Source organism: Corynebacterium sp. HMSC064E08, assembly GCF_001811805.1.
Taxonomy (GTDB): domain Bacteria; phylum Actinomycetota; class Actinomycetes; order Mycobacteriales; family Mycobacteriaceae; genus Corynebacterium; species Corynebacterium jeikeium_D.
Genome location: NZ_KV806700.1, coordinates 194,131 through 215,279, shown reverse-complemented (window position 1 = coordinate 215,279; position 21,149 = coordinate 194,131). Strand labels below are relative to the sequence as shown.

General features: G+C 57.7%; 16 protein-coding genes. 9 read left to right on the top strand and 7 right to left on the bottom strand.

Going from position 1 to position 21,149, the window contains the following annotated elements:
• Positions 1-262: 262 nt before the first annotated feature.
• The 3 genes from HMPREF2820_RS11125 to HMPREF2820_RS06555 form a co-directional block, all read right to left on the bottom strand.
• A complete protein-coding gene (locus tag HMPREF2820_RS11125) occupies positions 263-337 on the bottom strand; it encodes a 50S ribosomal protein bL37 (protein WP_014300525.1) in 75 nt (24 codons plus the stop codon).
• Between the two features lie 76 nt (positions 338-413).
• The gene (locus HMPREF2820_RS06560; protein WP_016422223.1) at positions 414-683 is read right to left on the bottom strand and encodes a WhiB family transcriptional regulator; all 270 of its coding nucleotides are present in this window, start codon (positions 681-683) and stop codon (positions 414-416) included.
• Positions 684-1,167: 484 nt separating this feature from the next.
• Positions 1,168-2,274, bottom strand: coding sequence for a diacylglycerol/lipid kinase family protein (locus tag HMPREF2820_RS06555; RefSeq protein WP_224783784.1), 1,107 nt, complete (start codon positions 2,272-2,274; stop codon positions 1,168-1,170).
• A 100-nt stretch (positions 2,275-2,374) separates the two neighbouring features.
• Here HMPREF2820_RS06555 and HMPREF2820_RS06550 point away from each other — a divergent pair, with 100 nt between their 5' ends.
• A complete protein-coding gene (locus tag HMPREF2820_RS06550; RefSeq protein ID WP_224783785.1) occupies positions 2,375-2,833 on the top strand; it encodes a hypothetical protein in 459 nt (152 codons plus the stop codon).
• Here the strand turns inward: HMPREF2820_RS06550 and HMPREF2820_RS06545 are convergent.
• Both HMPREF2820_RS06545 and HMPREF2820_RS06540 read right to left on the bottom strand, forming a co-directional pair.
• Positions 2,830-4,161, bottom strand: coding sequence for an Rv3212 family protein (locus HMPREF2820_RS06545; protein ID WP_070603433.1), 1,332 nt, complete (start codon positions 4,159-4,161; stop codon positions 2,830-2,832). The genes HMPREF2820_RS06550 and HMPREF2820_RS06545 overlap by 4 nt on opposite strands.
• Positions 4,162-4,229: 68 nt before the next feature.
• Complete coding sequence (locus HMPREF2820_RS06540) at positions 4,230-5,594, bottom strand: DEAD/DEAH box helicase (protein ID WP_049191109.1); 1,365 nt, start codon at positions 5,592-5,594, stop codon at positions 4,230-4,232.
• Between the two features lie 94 nt (positions 5,595-5,688).
• Here HMPREF2820_RS06540 and HMPREF2820_RS06535 point away from each other — a divergent pair, with 94 nt between their 5' ends.
• The 7 genes from HMPREF2820_RS06535 to HMPREF2820_RS06505 all read left to right on the top strand — a co-directional run bounded on the left by HMPREF2820_RS06535 (position 5,689) and on the right by HMPREF2820_RS06505 (position 18,005).
• Entirely contained in the window at positions 5,689-5,913 is a 225-nt protein-coding gene (locus HMPREF2820_RS06535; RefSeq protein WP_042388469.1) for a DUF3107 domain-containing protein, read from the top strand.
• Complete coding sequence (locus HMPREF2820_RS06530) at positions 5,913-6,821, top strand: DUF3152 domain-containing protein (protein ID WP_049172838.1); 909 nt, start codon at positions 5,913-5,915, stop codon at positions 6,819-6,821. Before HMPREF2820_RS06535 ends, HMPREF2820_RS06530 begins: the two co-directional genes overlap by 1 nt.
• 9 nt (positions 6,822-6,830) lie before the next feature.
• Complete coding sequence (locus HMPREF2820_RS06525) at positions 6,831-7,682, top strand: TIGR02569 family protein (protein ID WP_070603431.1); 852 nt, start codon at positions 6,831-6,833, stop codon at positions 7,680-7,682.
• Between the two features lie 103 nt (positions 7,683-7,785).
• Positions 7,786-11,136 carry an ATP-dependent helicase gene (locus HMPREF2820_RS06520; protein WP_246822235.1) on the top strand — a complete coding sequence of 1,117 codons (3,351 nt, stop codon included), beginning with the start codon at positions 7,786-7,788 and terminating at the stop codon, positions 11,134-11,136.
• A 2-nt stretch (positions 11,137-11,138) separates the two neighbouring features.
• Positions 11,139-14,633 carry an ATP-dependent helicase gene (locus HMPREF2820_RS06515; RefSeq protein ID WP_070603425.1) on the top strand — a complete coding sequence of 1,165 codons (3,495 nt, stop codon included), beginning with the start codon at positions 11,139-11,141 and terminating at the stop codon, positions 14,631-14,633.
• Between the two features lie 115 nt (positions 14,634-14,748).
• Positions 14,749-15,816, top strand: a complete 1,068-nt coding sequence (locus tag HMPREF2820_RS06510; protein WP_016422233.1) for a potassium channel family protein — start codon at positions 14,749-14,751, stop codon at positions 15,814-15,816.
• A gap of 119 nt (positions 15,817-15,935) precedes the next feature.
• Entirely contained in the window at positions 15,936-18,005 is a 2,070-nt protein-coding gene (locus HMPREF2820_RS06505; protein WP_049191161.1) for an ATP-dependent DNA helicase UvrD2, read from the top strand.
• A 26-nt stretch (positions 18,006-18,031) separates the two neighbouring features.
• Here the strand turns inward: HMPREF2820_RS06505 and HMPREF2820_RS06500 are convergent, their stop codons facing one another.
• Positions 18,032-18,967 carry a TOMM precursor leader peptide-binding protein gene (locus HMPREF2820_RS06500; RefSeq protein WP_049191098.1) on the bottom strand — a complete coding sequence of 312 codons (936 nt, stop codon included), beginning with the start codon at positions 18,965-18,967 and terminating at the stop codon, positions 18,032-18,034.
• 68 nt (positions 18,968-19,035) lie between these two features.
• Here HMPREF2820_RS06500 and HMPREF2820_RS06495 point away from each other — a divergent pair, with 68 nt between their 5' ends.
• Positions 19,036-19,566, top strand: a complete 531-nt coding sequence (locus HMPREF2820_RS06495) for a YgjP-like metallopeptidase domain-containing protein (RefSeq protein WP_016422236.1) — start codon at positions 19,036-19,038, stop codon at positions 19,564-19,566.
• Between the two features lie 4 nt (positions 19,567-19,570).
• Here HMPREF2820_RS06495 and HMPREF2820_RS06490 read toward each other — a convergent pair whose 3' ends face one another.
• Positions 19,571-21,073, bottom strand: coding sequence for a zinc-dependent metalloprotease (locus HMPREF2820_RS06490; protein ID WP_070603424.1), 1,503 nt, complete (start codon positions 21,071-21,073; stop codon positions 19,571-19,573).
• Positions 21,074-21,149 lie beyond the last annotated feature (76 nt).

Here is a 21,149-nt window from a genome sequence, read left to right as displayed (position 1 = left end):
ATGGTTAATCCGGAAAGCGAGGATGCGGTATCGACGAGGCATCGAAAAGGTGTTGAAAGTGACTAGGTTTATGACAAAAAATCGCGGGTGAATTCAATTCATGTGTCATAAACCTAGTCACTTTCAGACCTGCTACCCGTTGAGGTATCCGCTGGAGGCATAAAAAACTCCACCCCGTCCCTCGGTGCAATACCGAGTTGTGCTGGAGTGGAGTGAGATGTCTTAGCCGGTGATGGCTAAGACTGCTGCAACTAAGGGCAACTTAGCTGTTCGGACGCTTGCCGTGGTTAGCCTTGTTCTTACGGCGGTCCTTGCGCTTACGGCCACGCTTGCTCATAGCTGGGCTCTCTTTCTATCGGGTTAAACAGGTATCAACCGGTATAGATTACACGGTACGAGGGTAAGTCCTTTAATTAGACCGTGGTGCTGGTGCGAGTGCGACGGGTGCGGCCGCGGTTGCGACGGCGCTTCAGTGCGCGACGCTCATCCTCGCTCATGCCGCCCCAGACACCTGCATCCTGGCCGGTCTCAAGTGCCCAGGCCAGGCACTGAGCAGTAACGGGGCAACGGTTGCAAACGACCTTGGCCTTAGCAATCTGGGCGAGAGCCGGGCCGGAGTTACCGACCGGGAAGAACAGCTCCGGATCCTCTTCACGACAAACGGCCTTGTGACGCCAATCCATGACAAACTCCTAAAACATTACGAGCCCGGGTGAGGGCAGGGTTAAATTTCCTTGCGGGAAGGCAGCTCCGGAAATGGATTTCGTCAGACACGACAAATCGCCGTATCTCAACGAAGGTTGGGGTTCATTCCCGGTTGCCCAGGGGTATTAGGCATCTTGGGAGGGGCCACCTGTTCCATCGCCTATACGGCGTGAAAGGTAGTGGGGACTCACCAAAGAGTTTGCGCCTAAAAAGGCGAGACTTGCATGGTTACACAACCAGTGAACTGCGTGCCTGTCTCGCTGACGATTTACATGTTTTCACGACTGGGACGGTTCGTAAAGAGCAAAATGAATAAAAGTGCCAAACCTCACAGAAAAGTGAAGTTTTGGTTAAAACGCCAGGTCAAAACTAGCCCTTTGTGGGGGTAAAATTAGTTTTGGTAATTGCAGTAGTGAGGGTGTATGGCGCATTTTTGTTGGCTTGTCAGTAAACAGTTGCAGTTTAAGCCGGGTTTGCCTCGGTCTTTTGGCTAGTACTGAACAGTCGGCGTGTGCGATCCATGACCTTTTTGGTCACCACAACGAGCAAGCGCTCGTCCACGGGGCGGGTAGCGACTTTCTTGGTGAACTGGTCCTCGGTGTAATCGTCGGCACGCGCCACAAAATTGATAGCGCCTTGCTTAACACGGATGTTGAGGGACTCACACTGATTGATGTACTCGCCGTCCAACTGGAGACGAAGTGGGGCAGTAGCGGTGAGCTCGATGTGCTGGGCGTTGTCGACGCGTCGTTCGCGGGCTTCGACGTGGAAGGGGGAACGCAGTCGGGTGAAGAAACCGGCCAAATTGGCTGCGGCGACAAGTCCCGTCACTCCCCTCAGGGAAGTGAAGCCATAAAAGCCCAGGCCTCTGCGTAGGGACACAGTGGGGTTGGTGACGATGGGGAGGTCGCCGAGGAATGTCCAGGGATTGGAGTTGGACACCACGGCCATTGCGAGATCACGGCCAAACTCCGTGCCGTCGATAGTTGCGGTGATTTGTGGCGGGCTTTTGCGCAACTGATTCCATGCGGTGAAAATTGCCGGCAAATAGCGCACGGCTTTGGCGCGGGTACCGTTTTGTCGGAGCTGTTCCATGGTGGAAATGACTTCCGCATCGATGCCGATACCGGCATTGACCACGAAGCATCGCTCCGCTGCATGTCCAACGCTGATAGTGCTGCGGGTTCGGGAGCGCAGCAGACTTGCGATGTACCACGCGGCATCTACGGGGTCGCGGGGAATACCCAACGCACCTGCCAAAACGTTGGCGCTGCCGGTGGGAATTGTCGCGATGGCAGGCAGGTCAGTGGCAGACAGTGCGGAGAATGGGTTGGAGTTCATGAGCCCATTGACAATCTCGTTAATGGTTCCGTCGCCGCCGAGAGAAATAATGACGTCGTAATCGCGAACCGTTTTACCCGCCACCATTTCCGCAGCATGGCCAGGGTAGGCGGTAAACATGGATGTCAAGCGAATCCCCTCGACCGAGCGAAGCGCCCGCACAACGCCGGGCATACGTCGAGCAGTGTTACTGGTCGAATTCGGATTGGAGATTAGCAACGCACGCACAGGCACCAAGAATAGTGCATGAGCAGACTTGTGATGGGCGCATTAGCCGGTATGCCTCCAGGGTGTATTCATCGGTTCGCACCGGGCTAACATGTAGGGCGTGAGTAACCAGAAAAACAGCAGCAATGCGCCCAAATCGCGTACTACCGACCAGCTTGCGGCAGCCGACGGGCCGATCGCCGCACCTCAGGTTGTTATGGTCGGTGCGTGGATTGGTGTCGCCGAATGTGCCCTCGGTCTGGGCTACGGGATCTTCCTTCTCATTCGTGATTTGATGGGGTACCGCGACGAGGCCGCGGTCATTTCCGGTTGGGGTACCGCGCTGTGGTTCCTTCTCATTTTCGGCGCTGTTCTCGCTGGTGCGATTATGTTGCTGCGTGGCGCCCGATGGGGGCGCGGGCCGATTATTATGCTCAACCTCTGCTTGCTGGGCGTGGCCTATTACATGTTCCGCTCGAGCGCTTTTCTGCTTGCTCTACCGACGGCGGCAGCTTCAATTGCTGCGCTGGCCTGTATGTTTAGTCCGAAGGCGATTGATTGGGCTGCCCGCTCTTTCTAAGCTTCGATGGCGAACGCGTCGACTGACTCACCGCGCTGAACTAGTAGCGTGTCACCGACAACCGCAAGGCGCACGGGCACTTCCGGCTTGTCCGCATTATTTGCATGAGTGGACTTCGCAGCTGCAGGCAACGGGAGTGTGCCGATAATCTCGAGAGTCTTGGCATTCAATACCGCGACTCCGTCAGCGACTGGCATGAAAACATGCTCACCCCATGGAGCTGGGGTTCCTGTGGCCTCAGGAAACTCGAAATCCGGCGCCAGGGTGCTCGGGCGGAAGCCCAGTAAACCACGCGGCGACCACCACGTCATGTGATGGGGAAGATCCGTTGTAAAAGGCGCACGCGGGGCATCGCCGTTGGAGTTAGCTTCCGCCGGTGCTGGGCGCAGGGTAGTCTCATCCAGCGCCAATTCAGTCAGCATCGTGCCGTCCATACGAAAAACTCGGATGCGATTGTCTGACAGTACCGCCGCCGTGTCCTGGCCAATCGATACCAGTGACATATCTGCAGTTACCGGACCAAGGTCAATATCGCTCTTGACCTCCGGTTTCCGAGACTCCTCCGGATTTGCCGCCTGCATGACCAGGCGCCCGTGACCATCGCAGTTGTTTACGACGGCCAGCAGCTCCACGCGCGTGAGCGCACTGATAATCGAACACTCCGGATGCGGCTGCATCTTCGGTTCCGGAGACGCTGGAATCTTGCCGTACTCGACTACTCGGACCAGGTCAGAGCGCCACAGCTCCAGGAATCCAGAGTCGTAGACACCCGCGTATGAGTTCGAGCGCACGGCGGCAGGGCTGTCAGCCGCAATCGATTTACGGGTCGCGACATACTGCCCCGAGTCGGGCTTGAGTGCAACGGTCTCACCGCAGCCAGCTGCCCCACGAAAAGTCGCGAAAACTTGGCCATCACTGCCCGAGAGCGCACAAAGCGGAATATCTCGTCGATAGTGCCAGCGCTCCGTGCCGTCGTTAAGCGAGATAGCACGCACGCCCTTGTTCTCAGCAACGATGAGGGAGTTGTCCATCACCAGTGGCGCCGGGGAGATGGTGTGCGTGCTTGTGCTTGCCGACGATTCAGTGGACCACACCGGCCGGAGAGTATGTGGCATTGCCTCCGGATCGTTCGCGGCCGGGGCTTGCGCTGTGCTGCTCGTCGGTGCCGTGGATTCAGTGCGATCGACCTTACGAGCCGGAGAAGCGACCCATATCCAACCGACGACTAGCACTACGGCGATGATGAGAACTACTGATGCGATTCGATTGCGGCGCAGTCGGGTCTCTGCAGTGGTGGGCTCAGCGTTGGCTTGTGGTGACTGCAGCACGGTTGGAATGTCCTGTCGACGAGTGGTCGTGGCGAGAGGTGAGGCGGGGAGTTGGCACGCGCAGCGGCCTAGCTGCGACGATGAGAATTGGAGTGGCCGGCCCGCTTTGAGCTTCGTCCTTGGCCGCGATTGCGATGATGAGCCTGTGAGCGGTTGTTGCGGGGGCCTCTTCCGCCGCGCCCGCGAGGTGGTCTGGAACCCAACACCGGGCGGGCTGGCCCGACCTTCTCATCGATCCCCTCGGGGATGTCTAGAGCTTCAGCGAGCTCGGGGGAGGTGGAAAACCACGTCGGAATCTCGGCCATGTCCAGGTCGAGAGCATCTGAAATAGCCTTCCACTTTGTGGTTTCATCCCAGCCGACGAGCGTAACGGCGACACCGCTGTGTCCCGCGCGGCCGGTGCGGCCGATGCGGTGGACATAGGTCATTTCGTCATCGGGCACCTGGTGGTTGATGACGTGGGTGACATCGTCGATATCGATACCGCGAGCCGCGACATCGGTTGCGACCAGGACGTCGACGTCGCCATTGCGGAACGCCGTCAGCGAGCGCTCACGTGCAGGCTGGCCCATATCGCCGTGGACGGCGGTGACCAGGAAGCCGCGCTCGCCGAGCTGCTCAGCAACCGAGGCGGCGCCGCGCTTCGTGCGAGCAAAAATGATGGTGCGACCACGACCGTTGGCTTGCAGGATGCGGGCAATGACCGAGACCTTATCCATCTGGTGCGATTGGAAAACGATCTGTTTAGTGGTCTCGTGGACTGTGGCCTCTTCCTCGCCTGATTCGGCGCGGATGTGCACCGGGCGATTCATAAAGGTACGTGCGAGAGTCAGAATTGGGCCCGGCATTGTTGCCGAGAAGAGCATGGTCTGACGTTCATCTGGCACCGCAGCCAGAATCTTCTCGATGTCCGGCAGGAAGCCCAAGTCGAGCATCTCGTCGGCCTCGTCGAGAACCAAAATCTTTACGCCTGACAGCTCTAGATTATTGCGCTGGTAAAGATCGATGAGACGGCCGGGAGTACCGACGATGATGTCCACGCCGCGGTCTAGCTGTTCAATCTGTTCCTCATAGGGGCGGCCACCGTAAATAGTGCACACACGCAGATTGGTTGAGTGTGCAGCGCGGGCCAAATCCTCGCCGACCTGCACACATAGCTCACGGGTGGGGACGATGATGATTGCGCGGGCAGTGCCATCCGGTTCTGGAATGCGGGCGTCATCAAAGACGCGGTCAATAAGGGGGACACCAAAACCAAGAGTTTTTCCCATTCCAGTACGGGCTTGGCCGATGATGTCCGTGCCGTCGAGCGCCAAGGGCAGCGTCAGTTCCTGGATGGCAAATGTGCGGGTGATTCCTTCGTCGGCGAGTGCGTCGCAGATTTCCGCGGCGACCCCCAATTCGACGAATGTCGGGGACTGGGACTCTGCCACGGCGACTCCTTTGCTGTTTGTAACCTCACGTGACACGACGGCTTAATCGGTCTCTCTAATCCTAGCCGCTTTGGGAATGGTTATGATGTCACCTATGGACATCACTATTGGATTTGCAGACAATACGCGTGAGCTGAACATTGAAAACGTCGCTGGTGGCGAGGAGGTCAAGGCTGCGATCTCCCAGAAGCTGGCTGCTGGCGAAGGTGTGATTGAGCTCAGCGACGGCGCTGGTCAGGAGTACCTGATTAATGCTGACAAAGTCGCCTACGTCCGTACCGGTAACAACGCAGACCGTAAGGTTGGCTTCTTCGCCTAATGACGCAAGAACCCTTTCTCGTACGCATTGCAAGGAGCTGGGGATGGCGAGCCTATGCCATCCCCGTACTTGTGGTGCTCACAGTCATCATTCTCTTCGACATCTTCACTGCTGAAGATGATTCTTCAGGTTCCGGCACTGGCACTGTCGCCTCGCAGAGTGGCAATGGTCGCCCTGGTCCGGTGCCTGGTGAGGGATACGGTGATGGTTACGAGGGAGGGCAGTTGCCACCCGGTCCGGCCTTTGCCACGGAACCCTCGGGAAATTTTAAAGATGTCACTGTGGCGCATCCCCGTGTCGGGGAGGGGCGCGACAATGCGGTCAGGTATTCCGTGGAAATTGAAGACAACATTGATGTTCCTTCGATTGGTGGCGAGCGCGCCTTTGCAGAGACGGTGAACTCGATTCTGGCCGATCCACGTGGCTGGACAGCTAATCCAGATTTTTCTTTCGAGGCAGTGCCTCGCGACCAGGATCCGACGATTGTCGTGCAGCTTTCCGCGACTGGAACCGCACATCAGCTGTGCGGCAACACCTTGGGAATGGAGACCTCCTGTTACCTGTCTGGGCAGCGGGAAGGTGAGCCTGGGCGCGTGGTCGTCAGTATCGCCCGGTGGGTTCGAGGTGCCCTGCCTTTTGAGGGGGACCTGGGATTGTATCGCCAATACCTTATTAATCACGAGGTTGGTCACGGACTTGGGTACGCGGTTCACGAGCCCTGTCCGAGGGACGGCGGTATCGCGCCAATCATGATGCAGCAGACCCTGAGCGTGTCGAACGATGAACTGCACAAAATCGACAGCAGCGAGGTCTATCAGGTCGATGGTAAGACGTGTTCTGTCAACGGCTGGCCGTACCCATTTGGGGCGGACGACGATACGGCCGCACCGACTCAGAAAGCAAGGTAGTAGCAGATTATGATCGCCACTCCTCCCGACCGTGTTTTAGAGGCCTTTGGTGCCGAGGGCGAGCCGCATCGTGCCGGGCGAGCTTGGGACAATGGCTGGGTCTACGACGATTCCATTGTCCTTTCGCCGGTACATAATTCGGCGCAGGCGCTGTGGTCTGCAAAGGTTCGCAGTGCGCTAGATGTCGATGGCGTCCGAGTGGCGAAATCTGTGCGTACCAGTGACGGCCGCTTGGTTATTGCTGGGTGGCAGGCTCGTCATTTCATCCCGGGGGGATTCGCGCCACGTGCCGATGAAACCATTGTGGCCGCTGGTCGCGTGGAAGAGTCGCTTGCCACTATTGAACGGCCACAGTTCCTCCTTGATAAGGAGCCCGATTACTTCGTCATGTGTAATCGCGCAGCTTGGGACTCTGACCCAATCGGCATCCTCGAGCAGCTTCTCGACGCGGATAGCGTCCCCCGCGCCGATTGTGCCGAGGCTCTCACGATCTCCGGTGATCTTCTCCAGCTGCGGGCAGAGATGGTTGTGCCAACGGAGCTTCTGCAGGTCTGTCACGCAGACCTCGTCGGCACGCTGCTTTACGACGGCACGGCCGCCCCGGTTCTCACCGATATCGTGCCAGCGTGGCATGTCCGTGGTTGGACAGCTGCCTTGGCGGCAGTGGATTGTCTGTCCATGATGGGGGCTGATGAGGAGCTACTGCGGCGCTTCGATCACCTGCCGGATTTCGGTCAGTTGCTCGTTCGTGCGATGTGTTATCGACTTTTTGTCCACGCTGTTAGTCCAGAATCGCAGCCGGGTGCGTATCGCGGTCTGTTCCGCGCGGCTTCGCTAGTTCGCGCGTTTGTGTCTAAGTAACGCCGGGCAGTATTTACGGGAGTTTTTGGGGCGGGGGTATTTTTCTCCTTATTTCGAATGGGTGTTCGAGTATCGGTCCGGAGGTTGTGCCACAATGGTGCACATGAACGTAGATGGAATGCCGAAGGTTCGGTTCGTCCAGGAGGAACCTCCTCGTCGTCGGCAGTGGTTGGGTACTGCGGTAGAGGCGCTTTTCCCTTCCCATAATCAGGCGCTCGTGGTAGAGAACAAGCTTGTAAACCAGCCTGTTGTGCGCGTTTTAGGCGGCCCGGGGACTGGTAAGAGTTCGCTGCTGGCAGATCTCGCGGTGGACTACATGCAGGCGGGCATTCCGGCGGACAGCATTTTGGTGGTGTCACAGTCAAAAGAGGCCGCTGCGGAATTGAGGCGGGATATTGACAGGCGTTTTGCCTCTGAACTGGGGGAAGGCGGTTCGGTCGGGGCAGGCCAAGGTGGCATGGTGCGTGCCGTGCATTCACTTGCCTATGCAGTAGTACGTGATGCCGCCGTCAGTCGGGGAGAGCCTGAACCATCGTTGACCACTGGTGCACGCCAAGATGCTGTCGTGCGGCAACTTTTGGCCGGACATGCGGAAGATGGTGGTGCGTATTGGCCAGAGCGGTTGCGCCCGGCTCTCCCATTAGTCGGTTTTTCCCGTGCAGTTCGTGACTTTCTGCTGCGTGCAGCTGAGCGGGGGATTGATGCCCCGAGGCTTCAGCAGCTCGGCGTGGACTATGGCATTGAGTCGTGGTGTGCGGCTGGCAAGTTTATGGCGGAGTATCAGCAGACTATGCGGTTGGCGTGGGAGCCCAGCCTGAACGCTGCAGAGATTGTCTCTGCGGCATTGATGGAGCTGGATGCAGACGCGCAAGCACTGGCTCGGTGGGGAAAGTCGGTGGTGCTGGTCGATGATGCTGAACACTTATCCCCGGAAGCTGCGCGTCTTGTGGATCGGTTTGTGTCGCAGGCGGCGGTAGCCGTCATTACTGGTGATGAAGATCAATCGGTATTCCACTTCCGCGGTGCTAATAATGACTATCTTCGGGGGACTGGTGAGGCCGAGTGCAAGGCAATACACTTGCAGCAGTCTTACCGCTGTAACGCTGATATCGCGGATTTAGTCAACGCAGTTTCTCAGCGCTTGCCTAAGACTCCTGCATACCGTGGCATTGTCGGTTCAGCTGGGCCACAAGAAGCTAGTGAATCCGAAGTTGGAAACAACAGCGATACCGTCGCAGCGGAAAACTCGTACGCAGCTAAAAGTGCAGTAAAAATAGCTATTCATCCTTCTGAACGTGCACAGCGAGCCACAGTCGCGGACTACTTCCGGCGCCTTCATATTGACGAGGGAGTGGCATGGAAGGATATGGCGGTCATCGTCCGGTCCGGTGCAGGGGAGTCCTCTCTGTTCCGTGCGTTGTCGCGTGCGGGTGTGCCTGTGCAGATTGACCCAACGGACATCGTGCTAAGTCATCAGCGATTGGTGCGAGCGCTGATGGTGGCGTTGCGGGCAACTATGAACCAGCTCGATGACGTGGAGTGGGACGAGTTCCTCTCCGGCCCATTGGTCAACATGGATCCGATTGTCAAAGAGCGTCTGCTGCGCGGAATCCGAAAGGCCGACCTGTTCGGCGGGGCCGCGATGACTCAGCTCATCGGAATCTTGAAGGCAGAGGGACTCACAGCTGAACAGCTGGAGCTTATTGAGTCTCTGTCGCAGCGTGAACGTCAGGCGCTGCAGGTGCCGCTGGATCTGTTGAGCGCAGCTCGTGAAGCGTTGCGCGATGGTGTGGAAGCAACTTTGTGGGCAATTTGGCAGTCCACTGGTTTGGCAGACCATCTGGTGGCGGCATCGTTGCGCGGCGGTACAGCTGGCGCATCGGCTGACCGCGATTTGGATGCTGTGATGGCACTGTTCGACTTTGCTGGTGACCGTGTGGAGCTGAATCCAAAACTGACGGTTGACGGTTTTATCGCTTCTGTGGAAGAGCAGGAGCTGCCCATCGGCGCACGTGACCGTAGCGGGGTAGAGCGCGATGCCGTGCGCATTCTCTCAGCCCATGCGGCTCTGGGCAGGCAGTGGAAAGCAGTAGCAGTTGTCGGAGTCCAGGAAGGCCAGTGGCCCAGCCTCGGTGTGACTGGCTCGGTGATGAAGCAGAACGAGTTCATCGGTCTCGTTGATCACGGAATTGAGCCGCGGGAGTACATCAATTCCATGGCGGATGCGCTGGCGGAGGAACGTCGTTTGCTGCACGTCGCGGTATCACGGGCGAGCGACAGGGTACTGCTGACCGCAGTCGATTCTCCTGACGATGTTGGAGTTCCCAGTCCGTTTATTATCGAGCTCGTTGAAAAGCTCGGTAATTCGGTGACGGAGCTGGTGAAACAGTCGGAAGCATCGTCGTCTGCGAACGGAGTCGGGGCTACGGCTAATGAAGCAAACGCCGGCAATCCGGATGTTGCAGAGGCAGAAGATGTCGCATGGGCCGGTGAAGGCCTGCCACGGGTGCTCTCTGTGGAGTCACTGCTGGCAGAACTGCGTGCAGCCGTTGTGGACGATGCGGAGACTGAGACGCGGCGTCGACAAGCTGCACGTCAACTCGCGCGATTGGCGCAGGTTGAGGTTGCTGGCGCACATCCAGACACCTGGTGGGGGCTCCGTGCACCGTCGACTTCGAAGCCGGTAAATGACAAGAAGCCGATGAGGATCAATCCCTCCAAGGTGGAAGCAACCCTGAGTTGTCCGTTGAAGGCCATGTTGGATAAATCAGCACCGACATCGGCCATGTATCTGGGCTCTCTACTGCATCAGGCGGTAGAAGCAGTCGCCAAGGGAGTGACTGTGCCTGAGGCTCAGTCTGAGATCCGGCGTGTTTTTGGGGACCTGTCCGATGATCCGGAGTGGCGTAAGCGTACTGAGGAAGAGACCTGGTTGACCGGGCTGGAGGATTGGCAGCGGTGGATTGAGACTAAGAAAGATATCGGAACCGAGGTCCCAGTAAATGTCAACATCAACGATGACATCGTGATTGTCGGACGAATCGACCGGTTGATTGAAGACGCTGATGGTGCAGTTCAAATCGTCGATATTAAAACCGGTAAGACAGCGCCCTCCGGTAAAGAAGTAGAAGGACACGCACAGCTAGCTACATATCAACTGGCGCTGTCGAAGGGGAAGCTCGTTGAAAGCGGAGATGGGCTCGCTGTGGACAACGGCGAAGGCATTGAACAATCTGGGGCATACCTGGTATTTCCGCGAAAGTCACACAATAAGACCATTATCACTAGCCGCGAACAGTCAAAGCTCACGGAAGACAAGTTGGCTGACTGGGAGCGTCGCGTAGAGCAGGTAGCACGTGCGACGTCTGGCCCGCGTGCCTTGGCGCTCGCTGGTGATCATTGCAAGTTCTGCACGCTTTCGAAGGCGTGCCCGGCAGCAGAAGGGAATCGGTAGTCATGTCGGAGGAACGAACCATCATTGATCCCGTCACCCTGTCGGAGATGATGGGGCAGGACTTTCCGCCCACCCCGCAACAAGCGGCGGTAATCGGTGCACCGATGGAACCAATGCTTGTTGTCGCCGGTGCCGGTGCTGGTAAAACAGCGACAATGGCTGCCCGTGTTGTGTGGTTGGTCGCCAACGGCTTTATCCGCCCAGAAGAAGTTCTAGGTTTGACCTTCACCAGGAAGGCAGCGCGCGAGCTCGGCGTCCGTATCCGCCAACAGCTGAATGCGCTTGCTTCTTCCGCTGCATTTCGTGCACAAGCTTCACCAGAGGTGCTAGCAAGCCTCGAGGTCATTGCCCCAACCACGCTTACTTACGATGCCTATGCCTCTGAAGTCGTGAGCAATTATGGTCTTTTGCTGCCGACGGAGCCGGGGGTCACCATTATGGATGGCGCGACGCAGTGGCAGTTGGCCTGGGAAACAGCTCGCAATGTGACCGAAATTGATGTCGATATTGCGCCATCAACGCTGGCCAGTCGCATTATTGAGCTGGGGTCGAACATCGACTCAAACTTGTCTACCCCGCAGGCGATTCGCGAGGAAACCGAAGCGTTCATCAGCAATATTGAGCAGACCCCGCAGAAGGGTAAACGCGAGGGGCTAATTGGCGATCTACAGGGCATCGTCGATAAGCAGCGGGAGAGATTAGAGATTTTGCCGCTGGTAGAGCAGGTTCGAGCTCGGTGCAATGAAGAAAATGTCGCCACCTTTGGTATGCAGATGGCTCGTGCGGCCCGGCTAGCCACCGACTTCGCGGAAGTCGGGGAGGAGGAGCGGCGTCGCTTTAAGATCATCATGCTCGACGAGTACCAGGACACGTCGCACACACAGCGGCTGTTCCTGCGTGCGCTGTTCTCCGGTGGTTGTGTCACCGCTGTCGGCGATCCGATGCAGGCAATTTATGGCTGGCGAGGAGCAACGGCCGAAAACCTTGTGCAGTTTGTCAATGATTTTCCGCGGTCGGATGGGCAGCCAGCGGAGAAAAAGCAACTGACCATTTCTTGGCGAAACCCGCAGTCAGTGCTGCAGCTTGCTAACGCAGTCTCCGACCGTGCTTTTGCGGGGCAGGCTCGTACGGTAGAGGCACTGGATGCGGGGCCAAAAGCAGGCCAGGGCGAGGTGCAGCTTGCTTTCACTGCAACCGGTGAGGAAGAAGTTGCATACATCGCAGATTGCATGGAGGCGCAATTACGCGAATGTGAAGCAGCTGGCAACAAGCTCGATGCCGCCATCCTGGTTCGGACAAATGCTGAATCGGCTGTCTATTTAGATGCACTGTCTGAGCGGGGTGTGCCTGCAATCATTGTGGGACTCGCTGGATTGCTGCACTTGCCCGAGGTCATGGATATCACCTCGGTGATGAAGATATTGGTCGAGCCCAGTTCAGACCAGGATGCTCTGCGTCTGCTGCTCAGCCCACAGTTCAATTTGGGTGCCGCAGACGTGGAGGCACTTCGCACTCGTGTAGATCAGCTGGCAATGGCAGGAAAGGACGAGTTGGCCCGGAAGAAGGGCAACGTCGAAGAGACTTCAGACTCCTCACCGCTTTCGCAGCTCGCTCGCCAGTATGACAAGCTCGTGGAAGATGCCGAAGCAGCATCGTCCGCGGTGGGGCTGGGGCACGCCATCGCCGACCCAGATATTCGTTTTTACGACGGCACCCCGCTGGCGCGCGGCAGTGTGGAAAAAAATGGGCGGTTGGTCTGCAGCGAGTCACTGAACTACACAGATGAAGCAATGGTGCGCATCGCACAGTTGGGTGCAAGCCTACGAAAACTACGTCGGTTCTCGCTGAATAAGCCTCTGCCGGAACTGGTCGAGGACATCGCTACTGAGTTTGGAATTCGCGTAGAAGCAGCGGCTGGACAGTACGGTTCCGCTACCGCGATAACCAGGCCGACGACCGCACATCTGGATAGGTTTGTCGATATCGCTGCGACGTATTCTCAAAATATCTCGGACGATGTGACAGGGTTTTTGAACTATCTGGAATTCGCTGTCGAACACGATGATGGTTTGGAACGGGCACCTATGAACATGCCGGAAAACTGTGTCCAAATCATGACTATGCACAAGTCAAAGGGCTTGGAGTGGGAAACGGTTGCTGTTCCGGGCATCACCACCAGCAAGTTCGACAAAGTTGATTTGTCATCGTGGCTCACCAATTCAGTTCAACTTCCTCCTGGTGCAATTACCCAAGTGGATCCGCTAACGGCTAGTGCAGAAACAACAGAGGATGCAACACAGCTTGCAGCAGGCGATTGGGCTCCTGTCGCTGATTCTGTCGATAGCAACGCCCCTGAACTGGATATATCAGGCGCCGATAACCAGACCGACCTCAACAAGGTGATCAAAGCCTACAAGGAAGAGCTTCGAGAAGTGGAAAGGGAAGAGAAGCAGCGCCTTTTCTACGTTGCCATGACTCGCTCTGCAAAAAAGCTCATTGTTACTGCAAGCAGGCGGCCTAATCCGAGCTTGAAGAATCCCACTGACGTGTCGGCAGACTTCGCAGCCATCGCCACGCAATTCAGTGACTATGTGGTGTCGTGGACAGATGGGGAGGACCCTGAGGTAGAGGACACTGAAGTCGATTTGGACTGCGACACTGCGGTTGATGGGGTGGTCTGGCCCGTCGATACCCTGGGCAACCGCCGAGATAGTGTGCAGCGAGCAGCCGAAAGCGTCATGCGCTACATGGGCGAAGACCAGGATGAGCGCCCCATTGCAGGTGACCTGTCTGAGGTATGGGAAACGGAAACGACCATTCTCGTGGATGAAATCCTTCGAGCTAAGGCCGCGGAGATTCATCTACCAATGCCGACAAGCATGTCCACTAGCGAATACCAAGCCATGATTGCGGATCCGGTCGCGTTTGCTCGTCGGAAAGCACGCCCGGTGCCGTTTAAGCCAAACCGATTCGCGCGCCGAGGTACGGCATTCCACGCTTGGTTGGAGAATCGCTTCGGTGCACACAGTCTGCTGGACGATGAGGATCTCTTCGGGGATCAACTGGATGACTTCCTCGGCACAGAACAAGTCGCGTCCGAACGCGAACTGGAGAAATTGAAGGCGAACTTCGAGGCATCTGAGTGGGCTGACCGCACGCCAACGCATGTAGAGGTGCCGTTTGAAATTGCCATCGGGCAGAGGCGGGTCGTCGGCCGAATCGACGCGGTGTTTAACGACAACGGGAAGTGGAGCGTCATTGACTGGAAGACAGGCCAGATGCCGCGCGGAAAGGAAAGGGAAGTAGCGGCGCTACAGCTGGCGATTTACCGCCTGGCGTGGTCGGATAGGCTGCGCGAGATGGGAATGGAAACTGCCCCCGAAGACATTGAAGCCGGGTTTTTCTACGTTTCGGCAGGACGGACGCTAATACCAGATGAAGCGCTACTGCCAAGCAGGATAGAGTTAGACAGGAAAATGCGCGAGCTGATTGGATAATCATCTACGTATGTAACTGCCGCGTGGCCGTGGCCAGTTATCCAGGTGAAAGCAGCAGTTTGTATGCGCTATTTTTCACCGGGAGGAGTTTTCATGAAAGGCAGGCGAGGAGCGGTTGCGTAATCCAATTCGGAAATCTTCGGGATACGAAACCGGGCTCAATGATCTTCCCGGGCATGCACTGCTGGGAGTCATTGGCCTGCCTGAGTCCGCGCCGAAGAATCCTTGGCGGCTAATCATACGTCGTTTGAACTACGCCGTATTTTTGCTGCTGATTGCATCCGTCGTGGTTTACTACGACCGCAACGGATACACAGAGCCTCTCACCTTCATCGATGCGGTGTATTACTCGGCTGTCAGCCTGTCGACGACGGGCTACGGTGACATCACGCCGGTGACACAGAGGGCTCGATTACTCAATATTTTGATCATTACGCCACTGCGTGTGGCCTTCCTTGCTCTCTTGGTCGGTACTACTCTGACCGTTTTGACCCAAGAATCTCGGAAAACCCTGCAAATTCAGCGCTGGAGGAGACAGTTGCGCAACCACACCGTCGTTATCGGATACGGCACCAAGGGTCGTTCTGCCATTGCAGCTCTTCTCGCGGACGGCGTAGATCCGGCAGAAATCGTTGTTATTGATACGGACAAGGAAGCACTCGACCACGCTTCGAATCAAGGCTTGGCGACGGTGCATGGGTCGGCTACTAAATCCGATGTGCTGAAGTTAGCTGGTATTCAGCGTGCCCGCTCTATAGTCGTTGCACCGAACAAAGATGACACAGCGGTGCTGGTCACGTTGTCGGTCCGTGAGTTGGCGCCGGGTGCCTCAATTGTGGCCTCGGTGCGTGAATCAGAAAACCGCCACTTGTTGACGCAGTCAGGTGCAGACCAAGTGGTTATTTCTTCTGAAACCGCCGGCCGAATGCTGGGGCTGGCCACGGTGACTCCTTCGGTGGTTGAGATGATGGAAGACCTCCTGAGCCCGGATGAAGGATTCTCTGTTGCAGAGAGGCTGGTCACCGAAGAGGAAATCGGTGCCAGCCCACGGCACCTCGCGGATATTGCACTCGGCGTGGTGCGCTCGGGTGAGCTGTACCGAATTGATTCACCGGAGTGTGAGTCGGTGGAGCCAGGCGACCGGCTGCTGTACGTCCGCCGTGTCTACAGCAATGACGAATAGCACTCGACCAGTTTAAAAATGGGGTCTAACAACTTTTGACTTACTCAGAGGCGGATGTGAACAAGCCGGATTATCTAGCTGGGCTGGATCCAGACCAGCGCGAGGCAGCAACGGCTCCGATGGGGCCGGTGTGCATTCTTGCTGGAGCCGGTACAGGTAAGACCCGAACAATTACTCATCGCATCAAGTACCTCATTGACCAGGGGTTTGTGCAGCCGCAGAAGGTATTAGCGGTGACATTTACCTCGCGTGCAGCAGGGGAGATGCGCGACCGCCTGGCAAAGATGGGAACGCCTGGAGTCCAGGCGCGTACTTTCCACTCGGCAGCTCTTCGCCAGCTGCGCTACTTCTGGCCCCAAGTCGCCGGTGATATGCCCTGGCAGCTGTTGGATGACAAGAAATTCCGTGTCGTCGCCCAAGCAGTACGCCGGGTGGGCCTGGACACCTCCAAGGAAACGATCCGCGATGTCATGGGCGAGATTGAGTGGGCGAAGGCCACTCTGGCCGGTGCGGATCAGTACCAGGCCGCGCTGCGGGAGCATGGGCGCACGGCACCTCTGTCTGCGGAAAAAATTGTCGATTGCTATCACGCTTACGAGGACATAAAAACCACTCCTGACGGGCTATTGCTTGACTTCGACGACCTGCTCATCCACACCGCCGGTGCGATGGAGAATTCCCGTGCAGTGGCGGAGGAATTCCGCAACCAGTATCGGTGCTTCGTCGTCGATGAGTACCAGGATGTCACCCCGTTACAGCAGCGAGTTCTCAACGCCTGGCTGGGAGACCGTGACAACCTCACAGTTGTCGGGGACGCCAACCAGACGATCTACTCCTTCACAGGGGCGACTCCGCAGTACCTAATGAACTTCTCTCGGGACTACCCGGAAGCCACAGTTGTCCGCCTGCAGCGGGACTACCGATCGACCCCACAGGTCGTCGAGCTGGCCAACAATGTCATCGGCCGTGCGCAGGGGCGTATCGCCGGCTCGCGGCTGAAGCTGATTGGGCAGCGTGAAGACGGCCCGGAGCCGACTTTTAACCAGTACGACGATGAGCCGATGGAAGCTCGCGCGACCGCGCGCAGCATCAAGCGGCTTATCGACGCAGGAACGCCGGCATCGGAGATTGCCGTTTTGTACCGCATCAACGCACAGTCCGCAGTTTTTGAGCAGGCTTTGTCCGAGGTAGGAGTCGCCTACCAGGTTCGTGGCGGGGACGGTTTCTACCAGCGTCCCGAGATCCGCGATGCCATCGCTGCACTTGTGCGAGTTTCCCGTTCCTCACGGACTGTTCCGACATTGCAGGGCACGAATCTGTTGGATTTGGTCAAGCAGGTTTTCGCGGGTCTTGGCATGACTGACCAAGAGCCGGAAGGCGCTGGTGCCAGGGAACGTTGGCAGTCACTACGCGCCCTATTTGACCTGTGTAAAGACATCGTTCATGCCAACACCGAGGTCAATATCCAGGCGCTCCTCGGCCAATTGCACACCCGGCAGCAGGCCAAACATCCACCGACGCTGGATGGCGTGACGCTGGCTAGCCTGCATGCAGCCAAGGGGCTGGAGTGGGATGCGGTGTTCCTCGTTGGGCTTACCGACGGTTCGCTGCCTATCCAACATGCGCTGAATAAATTCGACCGTTCTCCTGCGCAGGGGGCGGAAGCCATCGAAGAAGAGCGCCGTCTGTTCTATGTCGGCATTACTCGAGCCCGCGAACATCTGGAGCTATCTTGGTCATTGTCGCGGACAGAAGGCGGCCGCAGGTCACGTCGCCGCACACGATTCCTCGATGAACTCGACATTGATGTCTCTGACTACTCGGCTGAGGCACAGCGAAGCTCAAGGAGCTCTAGTTCCCGCAGTAAGCGTCAGCAGTCCAAACAGTGCAAGGGCTGTACTAAGCCATTGCACACCGATGCCGAGCGGATTTCAGGGCGTTGTGAAGAGTGCCCAGTCAGTGCGGATCCTGCACTACTGGAAGCATTGCGTGCATGGCGCTTGGAAATGTCGAGGGAAATGACGGTCCCCGCATTCGTAATCTTCTCCGATGCGACCCTTCTGGCCATCGGTGAGCAGCAGCCGACTACGCCGGAGGAACTTCTGCAGATTCCCGGAATTGGAGAAGCGAAGCTCAATCATTTCGGCGAAGGCATCTTGGGAATCGTCAATTCTTTCGTGAATTCCTAGTCAGATTCTGCTCAAGGCACTTCGAATTACATGAACTGCATCTGCGAGTTTCCATGACCACACACTGGGCACTGCGGGTGGGGAGCAACAGTAGTGCGAGTGATATCGAGGCTTTCCAGATCTATGCGCACCTCCGTTGCACATAGATCTGAGAGATCCGGCCGCCGCAGCTGCCCAACCAACAGTGGCACCGCTGTGTTCAGCCATTCCGGTGCGGCCACGGGCGTAAAAGTGCGAAGCTGTAGCGCAATCAGTGCCCGGACGGGGTCGCGGTCTCGTCGATAAGCTTCGAAACACATCGAGCAGGGTCCTTGACCTGGTTGAACAAGTGGCCCAAGAATCAGTGCCCCATCGCGGAAATGCGTGTGCAGATGCTCAATTCCACGATGAAACAGAGCGCGAACCAAGGGCATGCTCGGTACTTCCATGCCCGTGACCACCGCGAGCCCGATCTCTTCCGGTGTGGATTGAGATATTTTCAGCGTCGCATTGCGGGTGGGCGACATTGCCGTCGTCCAACTACCACAACCCGTGCGACGAAGCTCCTTTAAAAGTCCGGTGCGCAAGCTGTCCCGACCAATCAGCGTAATCCTCCGCCGTGTCGGTGGTTTTTGGACCAGTGCGGCTCGGTGAAGGTCGGAGATAAGTGCGGTAATGAACTGCGGTGACAGTTTGTCGTGACTGTCAGTAAAGGCCTCGCTTAAGGTGCTACCTCTATGAGCTGCAAGAAGCGCCGAGAAGACAGGCCCCGGCGGGGTGCCGTCGGAAAGCGGCAGAATCATGCTGCGCTCCGGTTCCACGCCGAACTGAATCCGCGCGCCTGGGCGCATGACAATCGGTACCTCCGGCCGCAGCGCGTAGTCCGTGGCAGGCGCGGCAAGTGTTTGTGCCGCGGGTGCGTCCGAACCTATTACGCCAGCCGTACCATCCCGCCCCCGAGACGTATCCCTGTATTCCCCCATAAAAATATCTTTTACCCCGGGGCCAGCTTTTACGCAATCGCAGCGCAGAGCATATACGCTTAAAAAGCATGAGCACCAAGCGACCTGAGTACGGCCCGGATGTTGAGGTTCGGCGCTCGAAGCGCCGCCGCCGTACTGTGTCCGCCCGCGCGGAGGGAAACCGGATCATTGTCATGGTTCCGGACGATCTCAGCGCCGCTGCGGAAAAACAGCAGGTCAATGAAATTGTTGCGCGAGTGCGGAAGAAAGTTGGCAGCAACCTGGATAATTCCGAGCTGGAGCGCCGCGCACGGCTGCTCTCTCGTACGGTGCTGGAAGATCGCCCGCGGTTCGAGTCAATCAAATGGGTCAAGAACATGTCGCGCAGGTGGGCATCCGTCACCGGCGGTGTCGATAGTCCTGGGCGCATTCGCATTTCGCACAGGCTTGCCGACGTCCCGGGGTACGTCCTCGACGACGTCATTGTGCACGAACTGGTGCACACTTTCGTCGACGGTGGTCATACCGAAGAGTTTTGGTATTGGGCGGCAAAAGCCCCGTACCACGAACGGGCACGGGGCTATTTAGAGGCGTATCAGCGCTGGGGAACCCAGAGCTAACTCGCTACTTATCGTCGTCGGCGTCGCCAGAATTGTCCTCGTCGGCGTCACTGTCGTTGCCGTCAGCCGCGCGCTTTTCGGCTTCTTTGCGCAGCTGCTCTTCAAGCTCTGCGATCGGGTCGAAGTCATCGTTTTCCGAGCCGCCAAGAACCGAATCAATAAAGGCCGCGGGTTCATCCAAATCCTCTGCCACGGGCAGGAAGTCCGGGTGATCCCAGACCTTGTCGCGTCGCTCGATGCCCACAGCGGTGGTCAGACGGTGCCACAAGTTGGTTGCCTCACGCACCTTGGGGGATCCGAGGTCAATGCCGGTGGCCTTCTCCAGTGCCTGTTCAGCACCTTCGGTGGCGCGGCGACGACGCCAGGCTTCATCCAGTTGTGCGGCACCCGGTAGACGCTCACCGAGGGCATCGGTGACAACCATGTCCACCCACCCTTCGACCAGTGCTAGCAGCGTCTGGAAACGAGTACGAGCATTCTCGTTACGTGAACGAATCTTCGGGCTCAGATCCATATTCTGCAGCTCGCTCATAGCTTCCTGCATACGCTGCGGATCCTGCATGTTCTCAATATCCAGACCGCGGGCGGCCTCTTCAATCGCGGAGTAGTCGATGACGATGCCGGCAGCGTACTCCTCGACAGAGGAAATCATGCGTTCAGCCAGCCATGGCACGCGGTCGAAGAGACGTTGGTGGGCAGCTTCGCGGGCAGTGGCGTAGATAAACAGATCGCGCGCTGGAACCTCGAGTTCCTCCGCGAGAGCGACGAGATGCGTTGGCAGCAGTACCGCCGCACCAGTGGTGTGTAGTGGCAGTCCGAGGTCAGAACCAGTCAGGCTCGTCTGTGCCAATTCAGCCAGCGCATTTCCTAGCTGAGTACCGAAACTCATCGAGTTCATCTGGCGCATGATGCCCAGCATCGGCCCCATCATCTCGCGAGCTTCCTCTGGAACGCCCTCGAGGGAGGCATCACTCATGCGGCTGGCGACGGGATCGACAAGGCGAGTCCATGTCGACTTGGTGTTCTCCAACCACTGCAGGCTATTCCACGCTTCTACGCGGTTGACACCAGCCGGCAGGGAGGTGACATCATCTAGCCACAGTTCTGCCAGGCGCAAGGAATCAGTCAGCGCCTCGCGGGCCGAGTCCTTCACCGGAGCCGGGTTACCAAGACGGGTCCGCGCAACGCGCTCGGCCGCGTCGTAGTTGACAGGGCCAGAGTTAGACTCCTGGAATCGCTGCCCCATGCCGGAGAACATCTCGCCGAACTGGTTGAGAATATCGCCCAAGTTCGGCTGGTCCCCCTTGCCGGAGGCGCCGCTGCCGGGCTGCCCGGGGCCGCCGAAACCGAAGCCACCGGCGCCGCCCATGCCACCGAAGGGAAACCCGAAGAAACCGAAAGGACCGCCCTGGCCGCCCTGACCGCCCTGACCGGAGTCATTGTTGCCAGCGTCGTCGCGATCGTCATCATTGTCGTTCGGACCAAAGCCAAATCCGTTAGAACTCATGCTCCCACCGTACCGGGCAATGACCCGCGTGAGTACTTAAAAGCACCACTTTATTGGCAACTTCGCGCCCAGCGAA